15 protein-coding genes are annotated in these 24,647 nt (G+C 65.2%); 6 read left to right on the top strand and 9 right to left on the bottom strand.

The annotated features are described in order from the left end of the window. Positions 1–80: 80 nt before the first annotated feature. From ASE91_RS00655 to ASE91_RS00630, 6 genes are all read left to right on the top strand, one after another. Complete coding sequence (locus ASE91_RS00655) at positions 81–2,849, top strand: TonB-dependent receptor (protein WP_082453736.1); 2,769 nt, start codon at positions 81–83, stop codon at positions 2,847–2,849. Between the two features lie 57 nt (positions 2,850–2,906). Continuing rightward, positions 2,907–4,421, top strand: a complete 1,515-nt coding sequence (locus ASE91_RS00650; RefSeq protein ID WP_056003987.1) for a tryptophan halogenase family protein — start codon at positions 2,907–2,909, stop codon at positions 4,419–4,421. Continuing rightward, on the top strand, positions 4,418–6,202 hold the full coding sequence (locus tag ASE91_RS00645; RefSeq protein ID WP_056621791.1) for an alpha-amylase family glycosyl hydrolase: 1,785 nt from the start codon (positions 4,418–4,420) through the stop codon (positions 6,200–6,202). The genes ASE91_RS00650 and ASE91_RS00645 overlap by 4 nt, the downstream gene beginning before the upstream one ends. Beyond that, entirely contained in the window at positions 6,202–7,806 is a 1,605-nt protein-coding gene (locus ASE91_RS00640; RefSeq protein ID WP_056003982.1) for an alpha-glucosidase, read from the top strand. The genes ASE91_RS00645 and ASE91_RS00640 overlap by 1 nt, the downstream gene beginning before the upstream one ends. Positions 7,807–7,823: 17 nt before the next feature. Beyond that, the gene (locus ASE91_RS00635; protein WP_056621789.1) at positions 7,824–9,866 is read left to right on the top strand and encodes a glycoside hydrolase family 97 protein; all 2,043 of its coding nucleotides are present in this window, start codon (positions 7,824–7,826) and stop codon (positions 9,864–9,866) included. A gap of 143 nt (positions 9,867–10,009) precedes the next feature. Continuing rightward, positions 10,010–11,515, top strand: a complete 1,506-nt coding sequence (locus tag ASE91_RS00630; protein WP_056621787.1) for an MFS transporter — start codon at positions 10,010–10,012, stop codon at positions 11,513–11,515. Here the strand turns inward: ASE91_RS00630 and glgX are convergent. The 9 genes from glgX to ASE91_RS00585 form a co-directional block, all read right to left on the bottom strand. Next, on the bottom strand, positions 11,502–13,331 hold the full coding sequence (glgX, locus tag ASE91_RS00625; RefSeq protein ID WP_082453739.1) for a glycogen debranching protein GlgX: 1,830 nt from the start codon (positions 13,329–13,331) through the stop codon (positions 11,502–11,504). The genes ASE91_RS00630 and glgX overlap by 14 nt on opposite strands. Next, positions 13,274–14,689 carry a glycogen synthase GlgA gene (gene glgA, locus ASE91_RS00620; protein WP_056621784.1) on the bottom strand — a complete coding sequence of 472 codons (1,416 nt, stop codon included), beginning with the start codon at positions 14,687–14,689 and terminating at the stop codon, positions 13,274–13,276. The genes glgX and glgA overlap by 58 nt, the downstream gene beginning before the upstream one ends. Positions 14,690–14,730: 41 nt before the next feature. Further along, positions 14,731–15,990: a glucose-1-phosphate adenylyltransferase gene (gene glgC / locus ASE91_RS00615; protein WP_082453735.1), complete on the bottom strand. Its 1,260-nt coding sequence runs from the start codon at positions 15,988–15,990 to the stop codon at positions 14,731–14,733. Positions 15,991–16,004: 14 nt separating this feature from the next. Beyond that, positions 16,005–18,155 (bottom strand): 1,4-alpha-glucan branching protein GlgB, encoded by a 2,151-nt coding sequence (glgB, locus tag ASE91_RS00610; protein ID WP_056621781.1) that lies wholly within the window; start codon positions 18,153–18,155, stop codon positions 16,005–16,007. Beyond that, a complete protein-coding gene (locus tag ASE91_RS00605) occupies positions 18,152–20,581 on the bottom strand; it encodes a glycogen/starch/alpha-glucan phosphorylase (RefSeq protein WP_056621779.1) in 2,430 nt (809 codons plus the stop codon). The genes glgB and ASE91_RS00605 overlap by 4 nt, the downstream gene beginning before the upstream one ends. A 357-nt stretch (positions 20,582–20,938) precedes the next feature. After that, positions 20,939–21,550, bottom strand: a complete 612-nt coding sequence (locus ASE91_RS00600) for a LutC/YkgG family protein (RefSeq protein WP_056621777.1) — start codon at positions 21,548–21,550, stop codon at positions 20,939–20,941. Further along, positions 21,547–22,941 (bottom strand): lactate utilization protein B, encoded by a 1,395-nt coding sequence (locus ASE91_RS00595; RefSeq protein WP_056621775.1) that lies wholly within the window; start codon positions 22,939–22,941, stop codon positions 21,547–21,549. The genes ASE91_RS00600 and ASE91_RS00595 overlap by 4 nt, the downstream gene beginning before the upstream one ends. Next, the gene (locus ASE91_RS00590) at positions 22,938–23,693 is read right to left on the bottom strand and encodes a (Fe-S)-binding protein (RefSeq protein WP_056621773.1); all 756 of its coding nucleotides are present in this window, start codon (positions 23,691–23,693) and stop codon (positions 22,938–22,940) included. Before ASE91_RS00590 ends, ASE91_RS00595 begins: the two co-directional genes overlap by 4 nt. Further along, positions 23,690–24,574 (bottom strand): alpha/beta hydrolase, encoded by an 885-nt coding sequence (locus ASE91_RS00585; RefSeq protein WP_235530229.1) that lies wholly within the window; start codon positions 24,572–24,574, stop codon positions 23,690–23,692. The genes ASE91_RS00590 and ASE91_RS00585 overlap by 4 nt, the downstream gene beginning before the upstream one ends. Between the last annotated feature and the right edge of the window lie 73 nt (positions 24,575–24,647).

Raw genomic sequence — 24,647 nt, 5'->3', positions numbered from 1 at the left:
ACCGATGGTTTCAATAAGAGGGTATGGACGAACCGGGCGGAAGAACCGGGGAATCGAACAACGTTGGGGAGGATTGGGATATGCGGTATTCATCGCAGGCGCTGACATGCGCCCGGCTGGCGCGCGGCGCGAGCATCACGGCATTGATCGCGGCAGGCGCATTGGCAGGAACCGGCAGCGCGTTCGCACAGGCGACGACCGCAGCGGAGCCGACCACGGTGCAGGCCGACGGCACCGACCCGACCGATCCCGCGACGAACGCGGACGAGGATATCGTCGTCACCGGTTTCCGCGCCAGCCTCGAAAATGCGGTCGCCGAAAAGAAGAACCGCGATCAGGTCGTCGAATCGATCAGTGCCGAGGATATCGGCAAGCTGCCCGACGCATCGATCGCGGAATCGATCGCCCGCCTGCCGGGTCTGACGTCGCAGCGGGTGTCGGGTCGTTCGAACTCGATCTCGATCCGCGGCTTCGCGCCCGACTTCTCGACGACGTTGCTCAACGGTCGCGAACAGACGTCGACCGGCGACAACCGCGCCGTCGAATATGACCAGTATCCGGCCGAAATCATGGGCCAGGTTCTGGTCTACAAGACCGGTCAGGCGAACCTCGTCGGACAGGGCCTGTCGGGTACCGTCGACCTGCGCACCGTCCGCCCGCTCGAATATGGTCGTCAGGTGATCTCGATCGGGGCACGTGGCACCTATGCCGACCTCGGCAAGCTGAACGCCGGATCGCGCGACAAGGGCTATCGGGTCAGCGGCACCTATGTCGACCAGTTCGCCGACGACACGATCGGCATCGCGCTGTCGGCCAACTATCTCGACGAACCGTACCAGATTCAGGAATTCAACGCCTGGGGCTATGCCGGTTTCAACGGGCAGGGCGTCATCGGCGGGTCGAAGTCCTACGTCACCTCTACGCGTCTGAAGCGGCTCGGCCTGTCGGGCACGCTGCAATACAAGCCGGTCGACAATCTGACCGTTACCGTCGACGGCTTCTATTCGGACTTCAACGACGATCAGTTGAAGCGCGGTATCGAACTGCCGCTCGGCTATGGGCAATCCTTCAACGATCCGACCCAGCCGCAGGGCGTCAAGCTGACCGGCACGACCGCGAACAGCGACGGCTTCGTCACATCGGGTACGTTCGGCAACGTCGAGGGCGTCGTTCGCAACGACGCGTTCGAGCGCAAGGCGAAGCTGTATGCGTTCGGCTACAACATGGCGTGGCGCGGCGACGATGGCTGGAACGCCACGCTCGATGCCAGCTATTCGCGCACCGACCGTGAGGAGATCATCCTCGAAAGCTATGCCGGCACCGGTTATGGCCAGAATGTCGGCGCAAAGGATACGATCAGCTTTACCAGCGGCAAGACCGGCACGCGGTTCAGCCCGACGTTGAACTATTCCGATCCGAACCTGATCCTGCTGACCGATCCGCTCGGTTGGGGTGGGTCGAACCTGCAGGCCGGCTATTTCAACGACCGCAAGGTGCAGGACCGGATCGCGCAATACCGCTTCGAGGTCGAGAAGGAGCTCGACGGCTTCTTCGGCGCGGTGAAGGCCGGGCTGAACTATACCGATCGCGACAAGTCGCTCGATCCGCGCGAAAGCCTGTTGGCGCTGAGCGGCGGCCTGCGCTCGCTGCGTATCCCCGACCAGTATATTCAGGAACCGACCAGCCTCAGCTATCTGGGTCTCGGACCGATGCTGAGCTACGATCCGCGCGACCTGTTGGCAGGTGGCGTCTACCAGCTGAACGCCAACACCAGTCCGGACGTGCCGGCGAAGGCGTTTCGTATCGAAGAAGACCTGATGACGATGTACGTCCAGGCGGACATCGATCAGGAAATCGGCGGATCGGTCCTGACCGGCAACGTCGGGGTGCAGGCCGTGGCGACCGAACAGAAGTCGTCGGGGCTGATCGCCGCCAATCAGGTGCTGTCGCCGACAACGCGCGGTGCGGATTACTGGGACCTGATGCCCAGCCTCAACCTGTCGCTGCGCATGCCGGGCGACTGGGTGATCCGCGCGGGTGCCGCTCGGCAGGTACAGCGGCCGCGGCTCGACGATATGCGCGTCGCGCTGGGCTTCGGCTACAATCCGCAGGAACAGCTGATCACCGGCGGCGGTGGCAATCCGTCGCTGCGCCCGATCCGGTCGAACTCATTCGACCTGACGCTGGAGAAATATTTCGGGCGTGCGGGCTACATCGCGGCACAGGGCTTCTACAAGGACCTGAAGTCGTACGTGTACAACCAGACGCTGCCGTTCGACTATCTCGCGTTTCCGACCCCGACCGGCACGCCTGCGGGTACCCCGACCCTCGGTCGCGTCGACCGGCCGATCAATGGCGAAGGCGGCAACATCTACGGCGTCGAACTCGCCGCCACGCTGCCGCTCAGCACGTTCGTATCGTTCCTCGACGGGTTCGGCGTCACCGGGGGCGGTTCGTGGACCAAGACCCAGATCAAGCCCGATCCCAACTCGCCGCCGGAAAACATCCCCGGCTATTCGAAATGGGTCGTCAACGGCACCGCCTATTTCGAAAAATGGGGCTTCAGCGCGCGGGGGTCGGCGCGGTACCGGTCGACCTTCGTCGGCGAACTGTCGGGCTTCGGTGGCAATCGCCAGCGTCGCCGGGCGCTCGACGAAACGATCATCGATGCGCAGGTCGGCTATGAATTCCCGAAGGGAACGACGCTCGAAGGGCTGTCGCTGTTCGTGCAGGGACAGAATCTGACCGACGAACGCTTCGCGACCGTCGATCCGTCGTACGATCTCGCGGTGATCGATTATCAGAGCTATGGCCGGCGCTTTCTCGCCGGGGCATCGTTCCGGTTCTGAAGCCCCATGCCGGCCGTCCGTAACCGGACGGGCGGGGTGACGTGACGGGAGGCGTTGATGGCGATCGATCAGGTACCCGTCCGTAGCGTGGCGATCGTCGGTGGCGGTTCGGCCGGCTGGATGACGGCAGCGGCGCTCGCGCGCTTCCTGCCGGCGGATACGCGGGTGACGCTGATCGAATCCGATGCGATCGGGACGGTCGGGGTGGGCGAGGCGACGATCCCGCAGCTTCGCCTGTTCAATCAACATCTGGGGATCGACGAGGACGACTTCGTCGCGCGCACCGGGGGCAGTTTCAAACTCGGTATCGAGTTCGCCGGCTGGAACGGTACGGACAGTCGCTACCTCCACGCCTTCGGTACGATCGGCCGGTCGCTGGGGCTGGTCCCGTTCCATCACTACTGGCTGGCGGCGGGCGGCGGCGACGCGCCGGAATCGCTATGGTCGCACAGCGCGTGTGCGGCCGCGGCGTCGGCGAACCGGTTCGATCGCGATCCGGGCAATCCGCAGGCACCATCGGGCATCGCGTGGGCCTATCACTTCGATGCGGCGCGCTACGCCGCGTATCTGCGCGAACGCGCCGAGGCGGGCGGGGTCGAACGGGCCGAGGGGCGGGTCGTTGCGGTCGGTCTGAACGACGTCGGGATCGACACTGTCACGCTGGACGACGGACGGACCATCGCGGCCGACTTCTTCGTCGATTGTTCGGGGTTTGCCGCGCTGCTCATCGGGCGGCTGGCGGGCGATCGTTGGGACGACTGGTCGGCGCTGCTGCCGTGCGACCGGGCACTGGCGGTCCCCTGCGCCGCGACACAGCCGGTTACGCCCTATACCCGCGCCACTGCCCGGTCGGCGGGATGGCAGTGGCGCATCCCGTTACAGGCGCGGACTGGGAACGGGCTGGTCTATTCGAGCGCGCATCTGTCCGACGACGAAGCAGCGGCGACGTTGCTCGGCAACCTCGACGGAGCGGCGCTGGCCGATCCCAGGCCGCTGCGCTTCACCACCGGGCGTCGCCATGCGCCGTGGATCGGCAATTGCGTCGCGCTGGGACTGGCGGCGGGGTTTCTGGAGCCGCTCGAATCGACGTCGATCCATCTGGTCCAGTCGGGCATTGCGCGGCTGTTGTCGCTCTGGCCCGCCTCCCGGCCGCGTCCCGCCGATATCGCCGCGTTCAACCGCCAGTCGGAACGCGAATGGCTCGGCGTTCGCGACTTCCTGATCGCGCATTATGCGCTGAACGGTCGTGACGAACCCTTTTGGCAGGAACGCCGTGCGACGCCGCTGCCCGATAGTCTGGCGGAACGCATCGCGCTGTTCCGTGAATCCGGCCGGATCGTTCGCGACGAACACGAATTGTTCGCTGAAGTCGCATGGGTGCAACTATTGGTCGGGCAGGGGGTGCGGGCCGGCGGCTATCATCCGCTCGCCGATGCGCTGCCCGCCGAACGCCGCAGCCAGTTTCTCGACATGAGTTCGAAACATGTCGCCGCCACGGTCGCGCGGATGCCGACCCATGACCAGTTCCTGCGCGCCCACTGCCCGGCGCCCGATGTAAAGGTTGCCGCGTGATCCGATCCCTGCTCCTCGCCCTGACGCTGGGTGCCAGCGCGCTGCCTGCCGCCGCGCAGGATTTTCGCGCCCGCGCGCCCGAGGACGAGGTGATCTATTTCGTGCTGCCCGACCGGTTCGAAAATGGCGACCGCGCCAATGATCGCGGCGGCCTGACCGGCGACCGGATGGTCCATGGCTATGATCCGACCGCCAAGGGCTTCTACCATGGCGGCGACCTGAATGGGCTGACCGCGCGACTGCCCTACATCCAGTCGCTCGGCGCGACCGCGATCTGGGTCGGACCGATCTTCAGGAACAAGCCGGTACAGGGTGGTCCGGGACAGGAATCGGCGGGCTATCACGGCTATTGGGTAACCGACTTCACGCAGGTCGACCCGCATCTCGGCACCAACGCCGATTTCAAGGCGCTGGTCGATGCGGCACATGCGCGGGGGATGAAGGTCTATATGGACATCATCGCCAACCACACCGCCGACGTGATCCAGTATCGCGAATGTGCCGGCAAGAGCGCGTGCGTCTATCGCAGCCGCGCCGACTATCCCTATGCGGCAAAGGGCAAGAACCGTGGCTTTGCCGGCGACGGCGTGCAGACGGCCGAGAACTTTGCCAAGCTGACTGATCCGTCCTTCGCCTACACCCCCTATGTACCTACGCCCGAAAAAGCGGTGAAGGTCCCGGCGTGGCTCAACGATCCGATCTATTACCATAATCGCGGCAACACGACCTTCACCAACGAAAGTTCGCAGATGGGCGACTTCGTCGGGCTGGACGATCTGATGACCGAAAACCCGCGCGTCGTTGCCGGGATGATCGACATCTTCGGCGGGTGGATCGACCGATTCGGCATCGACGGATATCGCATCGACACGGCTCGGCACGTGAACCCCGAATTCTGGGCAGCGTTCGTGCCGGCGATGCGCGACCGTGCCCGGGCGAAGGGTATTCCGAACTTCCATATCTTTGGGGAGGTTGCGATGTCGTCGCTCGACGCGGGCGGGCTGGCGGCGTGGACGAAGACTGGCAAGTTTCCGGCGGTCCTCGACTTTTCGTTCCGCGAAGCGGTTTTGCAGACCGTCGCCGGCAAGAAAGGTACTGACGCGTTCGAAACCGTGTTCGACGGCGACGTCCTGTATGCCGGTGGCGAGGCGATGGCGCGGCAATTGCCAACCTTTACCGGAAACCATGACAATGGCCGCTTCGCCTTCTACCTCCGCCAAGCGCGACCCGAGGCGAGCGATGCCGAAATCCTGTCGCGCGTGATGCTGTCGAATGCGATGCTGCTGACGCTGCGCGGCGTGCCGACGATCTATTCGGGCGACGAACAGGGTTTCGCCGGCGACGGCAACGATCAGGACGCGCGGGAAGACATGTTCGCATCGCAGGTTGCGTCGTACAACGACAACAAGCTGGTCGGGACCAATGCCACTACGGCGACCGCGAACTTCACCCCGACCCACCCGCTGTATCGGCAGATCGCCGACCTCGCGAAGTTGCGGACGGCGACCCCGGCGCTGACCCGTGGACGGCAGCTATTGCGCGCGCGGGAGGAAACGCCGGGCCTGCTCGCGATGTCGCGCTTCGATCCGACCAGCAACGCCGAAGTCCTGTTGCTCTTCAACACCTCGACCGCGCCGATCACTCGTAATGTACAGGTCGAAACCGCCTCGATCCGCTTCCGCGCGCTTGCCGGTCGTTGCGGCACCGTGACCGCGCCCGGCGCGATCCGTGTCGACCTTCCCGCCCTTGGCTATGCGGCATGCGCCGCGGAGACCCGATAATGACCGAGACTGCGAACGCCCGTCGCTGGTGGCACGGCGCGACCATCTACCAGATCTATCCGCGCAGTTTTTCGGACAGCAATGGCGACGGTATCGGCGATTTGCCGGGCATTACCGCGCATCTTGACCATGTCGCGTCGCTGGGTGTCGACGCGATCTGGCTGTCGCCGTTCTTCACATCGCCGATGAAAGACTTTGGCTATGACGTTGCAAATTATTGCGATGTCGATCCGATTTTCGGCACGCTCGCCGATTTCGACGTCTTGATCGCGCGCGCCCATGCGTTGAACCTCAAAATCATAATCGACCAGGTATGGTCACACACCAGCGATGAGCATCCGTGGTTTGTCGAGAGCCGGTCGAGCCGCACGAACCCCAAGGCCGACTGGTACGTGTGGGCCGATGCCAAGCCCGACGGTTCGCCGCCCAGCAACTGGCAGTCGGTATTCGGCGGTCCGGCATGGACGTGGGACGCGCGGCGCGGCCAGTATTATCTGCACAACTTCCTGAAGGAGCAGCCGCAACTTCATGGTCACAATGCGGAATTGCAGGAGGCGTTGCTGGACACGGCGCGCTTCTGGCTCGACCGCGGCGTCGACGGATTCCGGCTCGACGCGATCAACTTCGCGATGCACGATCCCGAACTGCGGGACAATCCGCCCATGCCGAGCAACGGCAAGACCCGGACCCGCCCGTTCGATTTCCAGCGCAAGCTGTATAATCAGGGGCATCCGGACATTCCGGCCTTCCTTGAACGGGTGCGCGCGCTGTTCGATAGCTATGACGGCGACCGTTTTACGGTGGCGGAGATCGGTGGCGACGACGCGACGCGTGAAATGAAGCTGTTCTGCGCGGGCGATACGCGGCTCAACACGGCCTATGGTTTCGATTTTCTCTACGCCCCCGAACTGTCGCCCCGCATCCTGCGCGACGCGATCGAGCCATGGGACGACGGTTCGCCATGGCCGAGCTGGGCGTTCGAGAACCATGACGCGCCGCGCGCCGTATCCCGCTGGTTGCCCGAGGGGGCCGATGCCGATGCCTTCGGCCGGATCAAGATGATGCTGCTCGCCTGCCTGCGCGGCAATATCTTCCTGTACAATGGCGAGGAACTGGGCCTGCCGCAGGTCGAGATCGCGTTCGAGGATTTGCAGGACCCGGAGGCGATCGCCAACTGGCCGCTGACCCTGTCGCGCGACGGGGCGCGCACCCCGATGCCATGGGCGGCCGATGCCGACAATCTCGGTTTCGGCAAGGGCAAGCCGTGGCTGCCGGCCGGTGCTACCCATCGCCCGCTGGCGGTCGACCGGCAGGAGGACGACGCCCGTTCGTTGCTAAACTTCACGCGCCGCGCCCTGCGCCTGCGCAACGCACATCCAGCGCTGCGGTCGGGCAGCATGACCATCGTCGAGGCATCGGACGCTATCCTCGCCTTTGAACGCGAGCTCGATGGGCAGGAGTTGTTGTGTGTGTTCAATCTATCGACTGCCGCGTCGGCATTTGCGGCGGGCGCCGGCTGGCGCGCCATCGAAACCATTGGCGACGTTGACGGGGACCGGTTCGGGCCGTTCGCGGCGCAGGTCGCGATCCGCGATCAAGCATAAGGAATAATGGGTTGAGGATGTTCAAACTGGCGCTGGCATTGGCCGGCGTGACCGCCATGGCCTCGCCCGCCTTTGCCGAGGTCGTCGCACGCGCTGCGTCGCCCGACGGCAAGCTGACGATTGCCATCAGTCTCGATAACGAAGGTCGCCCCAGCTATTCGGTCGCGAAGGATGGCAGGGCGGTGCTGAACGACAGCAAGCTCGGCTTCCTGTTCACCGACGCGCCGAAGATCGAGCGCGGGCTGACGCTGGCGGGGACGAAGCGCGACCGGTCGGACAGCAGTTGGACACAGCCGTTCGGCGAGTGGAAGACGATCCGCGACAACCACACCGAACTGACGGTCACCTTCCGCGAGGCGAAGAACCTGAAGCGCGAGATGGCGGTCACCTTCCGCCTGTTCGATGATGGCGTCGGCTTTCGCTATACCCTGCCGAAACAAGTGAACCTGACGACGGTCAACATCGCCGACGAACTGACCCAGTTCGCCTTTGCCGAACCCGGCACCGCATGGTGGAAGCCGGCGTTCGAATGGAATCGTGAGGAGTATCTTTACAACAAGACCCCGCTCGACGCGGTCGGCACCGCCCAGACAGTGATGACAGTGAAGCTTGCCAGCGGGCGCCACGTCGCGATCCACGAAGCGGCGCTGACCGATTATTCGGCGATGAACCTCGCCCGGGCCGAGGGAACGACGTTTCGCGCGGTGCTGACGCCGGGGTCGAACGGTCCCAAGGTGACACGCGCTGCCGGGTTTTCGACACCGTGGCGGACGATTGCCATCGCCGACGATGCCGCCGGGCTGTACGCGGCCAGCCGGATCGGACTGAACCTCAACGAACCCAACAAGCTGGGCGACACGTCGGGCTGGATTCAGCCGGGCAAGTTCGTCGGCGTGTGGTGGAACATGATCAAGGGCGACTGGACCTGGGCGCGGGGGCCCAAGCACGGCGCCACCACCGCGAATGTCCGGCGCTACATCGACTTCGCTGCTGCCAACGGCATTCAGGGAGTGCTGGTCGAGGGATGGAATGTCGGCTGGGACGGCGACTGGCTCGGCAATGGCAACGACATGAACTTCAGTGGCCCGACGGAGGACTTCGATGCGGCGGCGCTGGCCGCCTATGCGAAATCGAAAGGTGTACGCCTGATCGGCCATCATGAGACCGGCGGTTCGGTCAGCCATTACGACGCGCAACTCGACACCGCGTTCAAATGGGCGGCCGACCACGGCGAACGCGTGGTCAAGACCGGCTATGTCACCGATGCCGGCCAGATCGAGCGCGTCGATGCCGATGGATCGAAGCACCGCGAATGGCATGAAGGCCAATGGATGGTGAACCATCACCAGCGCGTCCTGAACGCTGCCGCCCGCTACAAGGTGTCGATCGACAGCCATGAACCGGTCAAGGACACCGGCTTGCGGCGCACCTATCCCAACTGGCTGAGCCGCGAAGGTGGACGCGGTATGGAGTATAACGCGTGGGAAGGCGGCAAGAACCCACCCGAGCATGAAGCCAACATGGTCTTTACCCAATTTCTGGGCGGCCCGATGGACTTCACGCCGGGCGTGCTGAGCCTGACCGGCAGCAATGGCAGTGCGATCAAATCGACCATCGCCAAGCAACTGGCATTATATGTCGTGTTGTATTCACCGGTCGTCATGGCGGCCGATACGCCTGAAAATTATGCGCGTTATCCCGCCGCCTTCAAGTTCATCCGCGACGTGCCGACCGACTGGTCCGACACCCGCGTGCTGAACGGCGAGGTCGGCGATTATGCGACGATCGTACGCAAGGCGGCGGGCAGCAACGACTGGTATCTGGGCGCAATCGGCGACGAGGAAGCACGCAACTCGACGGTGACGCTCGATTTCCTCGATGCGGGCAAGACCTATACGGCGGAAATCTATCGCGACGGACCGGGCGCCGATTACCGGACCGATGCCCGCCATTCGATCACCATCGAACAGCGGCCGGTGAAGAAGGGCGATACGATGACGATCGCGCTGGCACCCGGCGGTGGCGAAGCGATCCGGTTCGTGGCAGCGAAGCGCAAGTAAAGTTTTTCCCCGGAACGGGGAGGGGGACCGCCGCCAAAGGCGGTGGTGGGGGGGGATGGCCCCGCAACGCTACGGTGGCGGGTGGAGCGCTCCCCCTCCACCGTCCTGCGGACGGTCCCCCTCCCCGTGAACGGGGAGGATTTATGACGACTACCAACCGTCCGACGCTCGGCTTCGCCCAGCTCTGGAACATCTCGTTCGGTTTCTTCGGCATCCAGATCGGCTTCGCGCTGCAAAACGCGAATGCCAGTCGCATTTTCCAGTCGCTCGGCACCCCCATCGACCAGTTGGGCCTGATGTGGATCGCGGCCCCGCTGACCGGGCTGCTGGTCCAGCCGTTGATCGGCCATTATTCCGACCGGACGTGGGGACGACTGGGGCGCAGGCGACCCTATTTCCTGATCGGTGCGATCCTGTGTACCTGTGCGCTGTTCTTCATGCCGAACGCGCCGAGCATTCTTGCGGCGGCGATGACGCTGTGGATCCTCGACGCGTCGCTGAACGTGTCGATGGAGCCGTTCCGTGCGTTCGTCGGGGACATGCTGTCCCCTCGCCAGCGCCCGGCGGGCTATGCATTCCAGACATGGTTCATCGGTGCCGGCGCGGTCGTCGCCAGCATCGCGCCCTATGTCTTCGAAAACGTCTTCGGCGTCAGCAACACCGCCCCGGCGGGCGAAGTGCCCGATGCCGTCCGCTATGGCTTCTATTTCGGCGGCGTGATGCTGCTGATCGCGGTGCTGTGGACCGTCCTGACCGTTCGCGAATTCAGCCCGGCGGAACTGGCGGCGTTCGGGGAAGAAGCGCAGGAACCCGTCGACCATGCCCCGCCCGTCATCCCCCAGCGCGGACCGTTGTGGATCGTCGGCGGCATCGTCGTCGCGCTGCTGATCGCATGGGCCGAGCGCAGTGGAGCGTTGGCAAGCGGTCGTGAAGCCTATTTCGTCGCCGCCGGCATCGCGCTCTACGGCGTGGCGCAGCTGATATCCGGCGCGCTGGTCCGCGCCGGACGTGGCGACAATGTGTTGAGCCACATCATCGGCGATCTGGCGACCATGCCCGACACGATGCGGCGGCTGGCGCTGGTCCAGTTCTTCACCTGGGGCGCGCTCATCATCATGTGGGTCTATACGACCCCGGTGATCGCGCAGCAGGTCTGGGGCACGATCGACCCGACCTCGGACGGGTATAATCAGGCGGGTAGCTGGGTCGGCGTCCTCTTTGCCATCTATTCGGGCGTCGCGGCGGTGGCGGCGTTCGCCTTGCCGGTGCTGGCACGCCGGATCGGCGCGGCGCGGACGCATCTGCTATGCCTCGCCATCGGCGCGGTGGCCTATATCGGCATCTTCCTGACGCATGACCGAATGGGCATGATCCTGCCGATGATCGGGATCGGCATCGCATGGGCCTCGGTCCTGACCATGCCTTATGTGCTGCTCGCCAACGCGCTGCCGCAGCGCAAGCTGGGCGTGTATATGGGCATCTTCAACTTCTTCATCGTCCTGCCGCAGCTGATCGTCGCGACCGTGATGGGCGGGGTCATCAAGACGTGGTTCCCGACCAATCCGGTCTACACCATGCTGGTCGCGGCGACGGTAATGGCGCTGGCGGCGGTGGCGATGCTTCGGGTGCGCGACCCTATCGCAAGGTGACGGTTCGTCCGGCGCGATCGACCCGGATCGACGCGCCGGGCAGCCGGAGTTCGAAGCCGGGGCAGTCGGGTGCTTCCCAGTTTGCCGGGGTCATCGGCTGCCCGTCGAGGGTCAGCCATGTTGCCTGATCGGGTACGTGCCGGTCGAACACCGCCGGTCGTTCGCGCCGCCAGCGCGCCAATGCCGCGACATGATCCTCCAGCGCCACCTCGCGCGCCGCCCAGTCGACCCAGGTGATCGCATTGTCCTGTGCATAGGCGTTGTTGTTGCCCCGCTGGCTGCGGCCGAATTCGTCGCCCGCGGTCAACTGGATATGGCCGCGCGTCGCGAAAAGGGTGGCGAGCAACGCGCGCAGATCAGCGGCGCGGGCATCGATCACGCGCGCATCGTCCGACCGCCCCTCGACCCCGTGATTCCACGACAGATTGTCGCCATGCCCGTCGCGATTATCCTCGCCATTGGCATGATTGTGCCGATCGACATGCGACACTAGGTCGGCAAGGGTGAAGCCGTCATGCGCGGCAAGGAAATTGACGCTGCGGGTCGGCGATCCGAAAATATCGGCCGACCCCATCAACCGCGTCGCCAAGGTGCCGACGCTGCCGTCACCGCGCCAGAACCGGCGAACATCGTCACGATAGCGGTCGTTCCATTCGAGCCAGTCGGGCGGAAACCGCCCGAGCTGGTACCCGCCCGGACCGATATCCCATGGCTCGGCGATCATCACCCGGTCGGCGAGCAGCGGGTCGGCGGCGATGGCGGCGAAGATCGGGGCGTCGCGATCGAACCCCGGCGACCGCGCGATGACCGGGGCGAGGTCGAAGCGGAACCCGTCGACGCCCAACGCCGCGAAATGCCGCAGCGACGCGAGGATCAGATCGCGAACCCCCGCGTCCCCGGCGTCCAGCGTATTGCCGGTGCCGGTATCGTTGATGAGGCGCCCGTCCGGTGCATGCGCATAGCTGCGATCGTCGAGCCCACGCAGCGACAGGATCGGCCCATGAACGTCGCTCTCGCCGCTATGGTTGAACACGACGTCGAGGATCACGCCGATATCGGCAGCATGCAGTGCCGCGATCGTGTCGCGCAGTTCGGCGATGCCGCCGGGGGCAAGGCCCGGGTCGACCGCCATGAACGCGACCGGGTTGTACCCCCACGCATTGCGAAGCCCCAGCGGTGGCAGATGCCGTTCGTCGATCCACGCCACGATCGGCATCAGTTCGATCGCACCGACGCCGATCTTGCGCAGATGGGCGATGACCGATGGATGCGCCAGCGCCGCGATCGTCCCGCGCAGTGCGTCCGGCACGTCGGGGTGCAGCATGGTGAAGCCACGCACGTTCAGTTCGTAGATCGGCCGGGCTGGATCGATGCGGGGTGGCTCCGACCGGACCGGTTCGGACGGTGTCGGGACGATCGCGCGCGGTACGATCGACGCCGTATCCGCCCCGAACCGCGACAGGGCCGGATCGTGGACGAACCGCCGGTCGAGTTCGACGGCATAGGGATCGACCAGCAGCTTGGCCGGATCGAACCAGCGCCCCGCCGCGGGTGCCCAGTCGCCGTCGGCGCGATAGCCGTAACGCTGCCCCGGACCGACACCGGCGACATCGACGACGAACCAGTCGCCGTTGCGCATCATTGCCACCCGGCGCTCGGCGTCGCCGTCGCCGTCGAACAAACACAACCATACCGCCGCGGCATCCCGCGCGCGGACGGCAAAGCGGGTTCCGCCGGTAATGGCACTGGCACCGGCAATCACCGGGCTGTCAGGCCGCGATAGAGTTCGGCATAGCGCGCGCCGCTGCGCTTCCATGAAAAGTCGGCGCGCATCCCCTGTTTCTGCATTGCCGTCCACAGATCGCCACGGGCATATAGCCCCATCGTCCGGCGCAACGCATGGAGTAGCCCGTCCGGCGTCACCGCCGCGAACTGGACCCCGGTCGCAACGCCGGCGGCCACCGCCGCTTCGTTCGCATCGATTACCGTATCGGCCAATCCGCCGGTCCGCGCCACCACCGGTACGCAGCCATAGGCCAGCCCATATAATTGCGTCAGCCCGCATGGTTCGAAGCGCGATGGGATCAGGATCGCATCGCCGCCCCCCTGCAACAGATGTGAGAGCGCTTCGTCATAGCCGATCCGCACGCCGACACGTCCGGCGTGCCGGTTGCGCGCCGCCATGAACGCGCCTTCCAGTGCCGCATCGCCCGATCCGAGCAAGGCCAGACGTCCGCCCATCGCGACCAGCGCGTCGAGGCTGTCGGCGAGCACGTCCATACCCTTTTGCCAGGTCAGCCGGCTGACGACGATGAAGATCGGTCCGTCGCCGCAATCGAGGTCGAACGCCGCCTCGACCGCGCGTTTGTTCGCGCGGCGGCGCGAAAGGTTGCGCGCGGAATAGCGGGCGGGGAGGGCGGTGTCATGCTCGGGCGACCATATCACCGGATCGATCCCGTTGACGATGCCGCTCACCCGGTCGCGCCGCGCCTCGATCAATCCTTCGAGACCCATGCCGAATTCGCTGCGCCGGATTTCCTCGGCATAGCTCGGCGACACGGTGGTGATCGCATCGGCCGATGCCAGTCCGGCCTTCAGCAGGCCGACGCCGCCATAATATTCGATGCCGTCGAGTGCGAAGGCGGCGTCCGGCAGGTTCAGTCCGGCAAACACGGCGGCGTCATAGCGGCCCTGAAAGGCGATATTGTGGATCGTCAGGACGCTAGGCACGGTCGCACCGTCGTAGCGCAGATAGGCCGGCGCCATCGCCCCCTGCCAGTCATGCGCGTGCAACAGGTCGAACCGCGGCGCGATATCCGCCGCCGCCCGACCGAGTGCGGCGAAGCGCCGCCAGTTATCGCTCCAGTCGCGGCCCCTTGTGTCGGCATAGGGGCCACCGTCGCGGACGAACAACTCCGGTGCGTCAAGGACCAGCAGCGGATGGCCGTCGATCTTTCCGTCCAGCAACCGCGCTGGCGTACCGAGCAGGTCGTCCCAACGATGGACTGGCTTTGCTTTGCCCAAATGCTTCAGCACCGACGGATAGCCGGGCAACACCGTTGTCGTCTCGACACCGTGTGGAGCAAGGGCTGCGGGCAGGGCACCGACGACGTCGGCAAGGCCGCCGGTCTTGACCAGCGGATACGCCTCGGAAGCGACCGATAGGACGCGCACCTACGAACTGCCCGTGGTGCGCGAAGGTGTCGAACGGGTCATCACGCCTCCAGCCGGTCGATCATCGGCTGGGTAATCAGGCAAATTCCCCGTTCCGTCCGGCGGAAGCGGTGACCGTCGATCACCGGGTCCTCCCCTATCACCAGCCCGTCGGGGATCGTCACGCCGGCATCGACCACGCACCGCGTCAATCGTGCGCCGCGCCCGATCCGGGTCATCGGCAGGATCACCGATTCATCGATGTTGCTGAAGCTGTGCGCGCGTACACCGGTGCTCAGCAGGCTGCGATGGATGCTCGACCCTGACACGATGCAGTCGCCCGATACCAGGCTCGACACCGCGCAACCGCGCCGGCCATCGACGTCATGAACGAATTTCGCCGGCGGGGTGATTTCCGAATAGGTCCAGAGCGGCCAGCTGCGATCGTACAGGTCGAGTTCGGGCACGACGTCGGTCAGGTCGATATTCGCCTCCCAATAGGCGTCGACGGTACCGACGTCGCGCCAATAGGCACGCGGTTCCTCGGGACTGCGCACGCACGATGCGGAGAAGCGATGCGCCTGCGCATGGCCATGCTTCACCAGCCACGGGATCAGGTCCTTGCCGAAATCCCGGCTGGAATCCGCTGTATCGGCGTCGCGACGCAGTTCCTCGAACAGCAAGGCGGTACGGAACACATAGATGCCAAGGCTGGCGAGCGCGAGATCGGGATGTCCGGGGATCGCCGGCGGGTCCTTGGGCTTTTCGACGAAATCGATGATCCGGTCCTGCGCATCTACATGCATCACGCCGAAGCCGACCGCCTCCATCCGCGGCACTTCCATACACGCCACCGTCACGTCGGCGCCGGTGTCGACATGCTGTTGCAGCATGAGTTCGTAATCCATCTTGTAGATATGATCGCCCGCGAGGATGACCATATATTCCGGATTATAGCTCTGGATGATGTCGATATTCTGGAACACCGCATCGGCGGTGCCCTCATACCATTGAAATTCGCTAATTCGCTGGCTTGCCGGCAGGATGTCGAAGCTTTCGTTGCGTTCGGGACGCAGGAAGTTCCAGCCGCGCTGCAAGTGGCGGATCAGGCTGTGCGCCTTGTACTGCGTCGCCACGCCGATGCGGCGGATGCCCGAATTGATCGCGTTCGACAGTGCGAAATCGATGATCCGGCTCTTGCCGCCAAAATAGACGGCGGGCTTGGCGCGGGTGTCGGTCATTTCGAACAACCGGCTGCCGCGCCCGCCCGCCAGAACATAAGCCATCGCGTCGCGCGCCAATGGTTGTCCCCGACGTTCCATGTACCCCTCCCAGATTATTTTTCGTTTTCGAACCAGAGCGTTGCCAGCGGGGGCAGGGTCAGTGTCACCATCCCGTCCGTCGCTTCGACAACGCCCATATTGCCCATGCCGCCGCCGCAATATTCGGCGGCGTCGCTGTTCAGCATCTCCCGCCAGCGCCCGCCCTGCGACACCGGCACGCGATAGCCTTCGCGCGGGATCGGGGTGAGGTTGCTGACGACCAGTACCGGCGCTTCGCCCGGTGCCCGGCGCTCCCAGGCGAACACCGAATTGGCGGCGTCGTCGACCACGGCCCAGGCGAACCCGTCGCCCTCGCAGTCGCGGGCGTGCAGCGCCGGCGTCGCGCGATACAGCCGGTTCAGGTCGCGGATCAGCGATGCGACGCCGCGATGGGCGGGCGCGTCCATCAATTCCCAATCGAGCGCGCGTTCCTCGGACCATTCGCGGCGCTGTGCGAATTCCTGTCCCATGAACAACAGCTTCTTGCCGGGATAGCCCCACATCAGAGCATAATAGGCGCGCAAATTGGCGAATTTCTGCCAGTCGTCGCCCGCCATCTTGGCCAGCAGCGATCCCTTGCCATGCACGACTTCGTCGTGGCTGAGCGGCAGGACGAAGTTTTCGCTGAACGCGTAGGTCAGCCCGAAGGTGATTTCATTGTGATGATGCGACCGATGCACCGGCTCGCGCGCCATATAGGCGAGCGTGTCGTGCATGAACCCCATATTCCATTTGAACCCGAAGCCCAGACCACCTTCGTGCGCCGGTTTCGACACGCCGGGCCATGACGTCGACTCCTCGGCAACCGTAAAAAACCCGGGATGGTCACGATAGACCGCACGGTTGGTGGCGCGCAGGAATTCGACCGCCTCCCAGTTTTCGCGCCCGCCGGCGTCGTTGGGGATCCATTCGCCATCCTTGCGCGAATAGTCGCGGTACAGCATCGACGCGACCGCATCCACGCGCAGCCCGTCGACATGATAGCGCTCGGCCCAGAACAACGCATTGTTGACGAGAAATTGTGATACTTCGCGGCGGCCGAAATTATAGATGGCCGTGTTCCAGTCGGGGTGGAAGCCCAGCCGCGGATCGTCATGTTCGTACAGCGCGGTACCATCGAACCGCGCCAGTCCGTGCGCATCGGTCGGAAAATGGGCCGGCACCCAGTCGAGCAATACGCCGACGCCGGCCTTGTGTGCGCCATCGACGAAGCGCGCGAACCCGGCCGCATCGCCGAACCGCGCCGACGGGGCATAGAGGCCGGTCGTCTGATAGCCCCACGATGGGTCGTAGGGATGCTCACTGATCGGCAGGAATTCGATATGGGTAAAGCCCATGTCGACGATATAGGGGATCAGTCGATCGGCGAGTTGGTCCCATGGCAGGAACCAGCCATCGTCGCCGCGTTGCCAACTGCCGGCATGGACTTCGTAGATCGAGATCGGCACGCGGCGCGGATCGACCGACGCCCAATGCGCGCGATGCGCCTTGTCGCGCCAGTCGTGGTCGAGCGGCGCTGCCGTCAGCGATGCCGTTGCCGGTCGCAGTTCGCTGGCAAAGGCGAACGGATCGGCCTTGTGCGGCAATCGCTGCCCGTCCGCGCCGATGATCGCGAATTTATACGCCTGACCCGGCCCGACATCGGGAAGGAAGATTTCCCAGACGCCGACATCGCTTCGCCGCCGCATCGGATGGCGCTTGGCATCCCAATGGTTCCAGTCGCCGACCACGCTGACGACCTGTGCGTTCGGGGCCCATACCGCGAAGTGCATGCCTTCGGCACCTTCATGCCGGATCGGATGCGCGCCGAGCTTGTCGTGCAGCCGCAGGTGCGTACCTTCGGCGATCAGAAAATCGTCGGTCGGCCCCAGCACCGGCCCGAACGAATAGGGGTCCTTGACCCACCATTCACCGGCTCCGCCGCGCGCATAATAGAGCAGCGGCTGGGGCGGGCCGTCGATCGTCCCCTCGACGATGCCGTCGCCGACCGGCCGCAGCTCGCCCAGCAGCTTGCCCGACAGGTCGTGGGCCAGCACCTTCTGCGCATTCGGCAACCAAGCCCGCACGAACGTGCCTTGCGGCCCGGCGTGCGGCCCCAGCAGCGCGAAAGGATCGGCGTGACGCCCCGCGAGCAGCGCTGCGACGGCGTCGGCCGGCGGCCTCACATTACTTTCCAGATATCGCGCGCATATTCGCTGATCGTTCGGTCGGAAGAGAACCAGCCGACCCCGCCGACATTGCGGATCGCGCTGGCGTTCCAGCCTGCCCGGTCCGCCCACCGCGCGTCGACGTCGCGCTGTGCCTGCGCATAGCTGTCGAAATCGGCGCAGCACAGGAACCAGTCGCTATTCTCCAGCCCCTCGATCAGGCCGGCATAGCGGCCCGGATCGTCATGGCTGAACACCCCGCTCTTGATCGCCGACAACGCCTGCTGCAACTCGCGCGAGGCGGCGATCGGCTCGCGCGGGTCATAGCCATTGGCGCGCTTCTCGGCGACCTGATCGGCGGTCAGGCCGAAGATGATGATATCGTCCGCGCCGACATGGTCGCGGATTTCGACATTGGCCCCGTCCAGCGTGCCGATGGTCAGCGCGCCGTTCAGCGCCAGCTTCATGTTGCCGGTGCCCGACGCTTCCATGCCGGCAGTGCTGATCTGTTCGGACAGGTCGGCGGCAGGCATGATGAGTTCGGCGAGCGAAACATTGTAGTTCGGCACGAACGCCACGCGCAGCAGCCCGCGCACCGCCGGGTCCGCATTGACCCGGCGCGCGACGTCATTGGCCAGTTTGATGATGAGCTTGGCGTTATGATAGCTCGACGCTGCCTTGCCCGCGAACAGTTTCACGCGGGGCGTCCAGTCCTTGTCCGGCTGGCTGCGGATCTGGTCGTACAGCGCCACCGTTTCGAGGATATTGAGCAACTGGCGCTTATATTCGTGGATGCGCTTCACCTGCACGTCGAACATCGCGTCGGGATCGAGGCGGACGCCCATCACCTCGCGCAGATGTTGCGACAGCCGGACCTTGTTGGCGCGCTTCACGCCCTCGAACTTCTCGCGGAACGCGGCATCGGCGGCGAAGGGTTTCAGGTCGGCCAGCCTGGTCGCATCGTCGAGGAAGCCGTCGCCGATCGCCTCGCGGATCAGCGCGGTCAGCCCCGGATTGCTTTCGAACAGCCAGCGGCGCGGGGTGATGCCGTTGGTCTTGTTGTTGATCCGGTCGGGATACAGGCGGTGCAGGTCGGCGAACACCGTCTGTTTCATCAGGTCGGTGTGCAGCGCCGCGACGCCGTTGACGCTGTGGCTGCCGGTGAAGGCGAGGTTTGCCATCCGTACGCGCCGCTCGCCGCCTTCGTCGATCAGGCTGATCGCGGAGATCGCGCGATCGTCCTGCCCCTGAGTCCGCGCCTCGCGCAGCACCTTCGCATTGATCGCATAGACGATCTGCATGTGTCGCGGCAGCAGCCGTTCGAACAGGGGGAGCGGCCAGCTTTCGAGCGCCTCGGGCAGCAGCGTGTGATTGGTATAGCCGAACGTCGCCTTGGTAATCTCCCACGCGCCGTCGAAATCGAGCGCATGGTCGTCGATCAGGATGCGCATCAACTCCGCAACCGACACCGCCGGGTGGGTATCGTTCAACTGGATCGCAGCCTTGTCGGGCAGGGTGCGGATGTCACCGAAATACTGGACGTGCCGACGGACGATGTCCTGGATAGATGCCGAGGAGAAGAAATATTCCTGCCGCAGCCGCAATTCCTGTCCGGCCGGCGTCGAGTCCGCCGGATACAGGACGCGGACCAGCGTGTCGGCGCGCACCGAAGCGGCCAGTGCGCCTTCGTGATCGCCGGCATTGAACCGGTCGAGCCGGATCGGATCGCGCGCCCGCGCGGTCCACAGCCGCAACGTATTGACCCGCGCCCCGCGCCAGCCGATCACCGGGGTATCGACCGCTACCGCCTCGACGCTTTCGCTCGGCATCCAGTGAATGTCGCCATTCTCGTCGCCGACCACTTCACCGCCGAAACCGATGCGATAATTGCTCTCGCGCCGTTCGAACTCCCATGGATTGCCGTGGCGCAACCACGTTTCGGGCAGCTCGATCTGCCAGCCATTGTCGATCCGCTGGCGGAACATGCCGTTCACATAACGGATGCCATAGCCGTACGCCGGCAGGTCGAGGCTCGCGAGGCTCTCCATGAAGCAAGCCGCCAGTCGTCCGAGACCACCGTTACCGAGGGCGGCATCGGGTTCCTCACCCTCCAGATCGGACAGGTTGACGCCCAGCGACGCCAGCGCCTCGCGCACCTCGTCGGTCCGCGACAGATTGGCGATCGCATCGCGCAACAGCCGCCCGATCAGGAATTCGAGGCTTAGATAATAGACCTTCTTCGCCCCGGCGGCATGGGCTTCCTTGCTCGACGCCATCCAGCGTTCGATGATGTCGTTACGCACGGTCAGGATCGTCGCCGCCAGCCAGTCATGCGGCAGGGCGGCCTGCGCATCCTTGCCGATGCGATGGACCAGCGTTTCGAGGATCGCGTCGGCAAGCGGCGGGGACGTAGGGGAAACGGCGGAGAGGGCAGGCTGAGTCACGCAGGTTCCTCTGAACAGGGTCGGAACGACAGTATCGATTGTCGAACGCTTGTCACGCGCAATACGTATGCGTGCGATGCGTCGTTCCGGTTACCATCGGGTTAGCGCGTGATTAATGCCGAAAGACTTTGTTGAGCGGCCGTTTCCATCTTCCTCCCGTCGGGTTCGAGCAGCTTCGAGCGAAGTCGAGAAAAGGCTCGGATGGACCATGCCCCGCATGATCCAGAATTGTCCGGGGGACAATTCGACCCGAACCTCGTCGAGAACGGGTCGCTATGGGCACCCCCTTGTCGACTTCGCTTCTCGACAGGCTCGAACCTCCGCTCGAAGCAAACGGGAAAGGGGGAATTGTCGGCCTCAGCCAATCAGCACGACATGCAAAAACCGCGGTCCATGCGCCCCGCGGACATATTGCCCTTCGATGTCGGTCGTCCCCGACACGCCGGTGACCCAGTAATGCGCGCGATGCCCCGCCAGATCGGCCGGAATATCCTCGAGCGTCGCGACCAGGTCCGCTTGCGCCAGCACGACGATATGATGGAGCGTCAGAAAGTTCGGCAGCATCGGTGCCTGTGGTCCGGTTTCGAACACCAGCGACCCGCTCTCCGCCACTCCCGCCTTGGCAACCGCCAGCGCAGCGCCCTGATCGGGGGCGGCCTCCTGATCGATCTGGAAGCCGTGCCAGTCGAGCGCGGCGACATGCGGATCGGGCGGCAGATAGAGCGCGGCGGGGAGCGCCTGCGCCGCAAGATAGCGCCGAACCGCATCGGGCAGGGCATCGGCAGCATCGATCCGGTCGAACGTCGCCGACACGCTCGGCCCCGCCAGCCGCGCGACGAAGCGTTCGACCAGCGAACCGGCGGGCTCGGGGGGGCGCTCGCTTCCCGCCACCAGCGCCGCCGCCCGCGCCGTCAGATCGACGGGTACGGTCGCCCGCAGCTTGCCGAGAATCGTGTCGCGCGCGTTCATCGCCGTCGCCCCTTGGCATATTGCGCCATGAAGGTACCGCCTTCGGGCGCGGGCATGTCGCGATACTTCGTCCACGCGGCGGCGAGGGGCAGGCGCGTGATCCAGCCCTGTCGCGCCAATACCCGCATCGCGCGTACGGCTGCGCTGCTCGCCATGCGATACAGCCGTGGCCGCAGCACCGCCCGCCGCCAGATGCCGAGGCCCTGCCGCATCGACACCGGTTCCAGCCCCTCGCGCCAGCTTTTCTCGCGCCACCCGCGCAACAGCGTGGGGAGGGGAATCTTGACCGGGCAGACCTCCTGACATCGCCCGTTCATCGTGCAGGCATGGGCCAGATCGCGATTGGCCGACAACCCGTCGAGCGCCGGGGTCAGCACCGCCCCCATCGGCCCCGGATAGGTGCCGCCATAGGCATGGCCGCCGACCTGCCGGAACACGACGCAATGGTTCATGCACGCCCCGCAGCGGATACAGCGCAGCATCTCCTTCAACGCCGCATCGGCGGCCATCGCGCTGCGGCCATTGTCGACCAGCACGATGTGCATCTCCTCCGGCCCGTCGCGATCGCCATTGCGCTTCGGTCCGGTATAGAAGGTCGTATATTGGGTCAGCGCCGCGCCGGTCGCCGACCGCGCCAGCATCCTGAGCATATGGATGGCGTGGGGCAGCGACGGCACAATCTTTTCGATCCCCGCCGTCACGATATGCACTCGCGGCGGGACGATCGACAGTTCGGCATTGCCTTCGTTGGTGACGGTGCAGACGCTGCCGCTGTCGGCGATCAGGAAGTTCGCGCCGGAGATGCCGACATCGGCCCCCAGCATCTGGCTGCGAAGATGCCGCCGCGCACTTTCGGCCATCGCCGCGATCGTTTCCTCGACATGCGGGTCGCGATGCTTCGCGCGGAACAGCGCCGACACCTGCTCGCGGGTCTTGTGCATCGCCGGCCATACAATGTGCGACGGCCGTTCGCCCGCCAGCTGGATGATATGTTCGGCAAGGTCGGTCTCGACCCGCTCGATCCCCGCCTCGGCCAGCGCATGGGGCAGGCCGATTTCCTCCCCCAGCATCGATTTGGAGCGCGCGACCGACGTCGCACCCGCCTTGCGGCACAGGTCGATGACGATCTTCGCGGCCTCGTCGGCGGTGCGCGCCCAATGGACCTGCGCGCCAGCCGCGAACGCGTTCGCCTCGAACATCTCCAGATAGTGACCGAGATGCGCGATCACATGGTCCTTGATCGCCGCCGCCCGCGTCCGCGCATCCTCGAATGCCGGAAACGCCTCGACCGCCGCCGCCCGCTTCGCCTCGGCGGTGCCGGCGGTTCGCTCGACCGCGACCTTCAGCACCGGATCGGCCAGCGCCAGTTCGACGCGTTGGCCAAAGCTCATGCCGGCTCACCGATCGCCGGGCCATCGCCCATACCGGCGAGAATCTCGATGGTATGGAACGCCCGGACGCTGCTGCCGCGCCGGTGCAGCTTGCCCGCCATGTTCATCAGGCACCCCAGATCGCCCGCCAACAACAGTGCCGCGCCGCTGTTCTCGATCGCCTGCGCCTTCTCCTCGACTACCGCATTCGAAATCGCCGGATATTTGACGCAGAAGGTGCCGCCGAACCCGCAGCAGGTCTCGGCCCCCTTGAGCGGCAGCTGGTCGAGACCGGCGACCGCCGACAGCAGCGTTCGCGGCTGACGCTTGATGCCCAGTTCGCGCAGGCCCGAACAAGCGTCGTGATAGGCTGCGGTCGTCGGCAGGTCGACCCCGTCGGGCCGCCACCCTTGCGCGTCGAGGAACGACAGGATTTCGTGGGTCTTGGCAGCCAGAGTCTCGGCCCTTGCCAGCCATGCCGGATCGTCGGCGAACAATTCGGGATAATGGACCTTGATCGTCCCACCGCACGATCCACTCGGCACGACGATCGTGTCATAGGGTTCGAGACACCGGATCGTCGCCTTCGCGATCGCCACCGCCCCGTCACGGTCGCCCGAATTGAGCGCAGGCTGCCCGCAACAGGTCTGGCCCGGCGGCACGATCACGTCGAACCCTGCCTCCTCCAGCACCTTCAGGCAGGCAAAGCCGATCGCCGGCCGCATCGCATCGACCAGACAGGTGACGAACAGCGCGACCGACGGCCTGCTCATAGTCCGTGCCGTTTCGCGAAGGCAAAGAACAGGCTCGTCCACGGGGCCGGCTGGCCATCCAGCATCACGCCGAAACCGTGGCCGCCGATCTCCGGAAGATACGCTTCGGCGGGCCGCTTCGCCCGCCGCAGCGCAGCCAGCAGCGCGAGGCCGTTGTCGACGCTCACCACCCGGTCATCGATCGCGTGGGCGATGAAGGTCGGCGGGCTGGCCGCGTTGATCCGGGCATCGGTGCGGGCGCGCAACGCCTTCTCGGGCGTCGGGTCCTTGCCAAGTAGTTGATCCTGCGACCCCTTGTGCGTGCCCGGCGCACCCATCAGCGCCACCGGATACAGCAACCCGGCCACCCGTATGCCCAGCGGCTGTGCATCGACAGCATCGACCGGACAATAGGTTTCGTCGCTACGATATGCCAGCATCGCCGCCAGATGCCCGCCCGCCGAAAATCCCATCACGCCGATCCGGTCGATCGCGATTGCATTGGCCTTCGCCTCGGCCTTGATGAGCCGTAGCGCGCGCTGGGCATCCTGCAACGGCGCATCCGGCCCGGCCGCCCATGGATCGCCGGGCAGACGGTATTTCAGCAGATAGGCGTGATACCCTTGATCTGCGAAGAATTGGAGCAGCGCCCGTCCGCCATTGCCGATCGCGACGCGAAGATAGCCGCCGCCCGGGACCAACAGGATGGCCGCGCCGTTGGGATTGGCCGGGGCGATATGCGCCATGGTCGGGGTACGGACGTGCAGGAACGCGGTGTCGTCCTTCGGACCGGTCGGCGACCGTGGGATTTCCTGTTCCGCCTCGGTCACCCGTTCGCCACCCGGCGCAGCGCCCGGCCAGATCGGGCGGTAGGTGAGGGGGGCGGAACCCGGCTGGGCCAAGGCTGGGAAGGCACTGGCAACGCCAACCGCCATCCCGGCGCACAGCAGAGAGCGCCGCGCCAGCCCCCAACCA

It is taken from the genome of Sphingomonas sp. Leaf62 (assembly GCF_001421915.1).
GTDB lineage: Bacteria > Pseudomonadota > Alphaproteobacteria > Sphingomonadales > Sphingomonadaceae > Sphingomonas.
The sequence above is the reverse complement of the archived record's forward strand: the minus strand, read 5'-3'. Positions and strand labels throughout refer to the sequence as shown.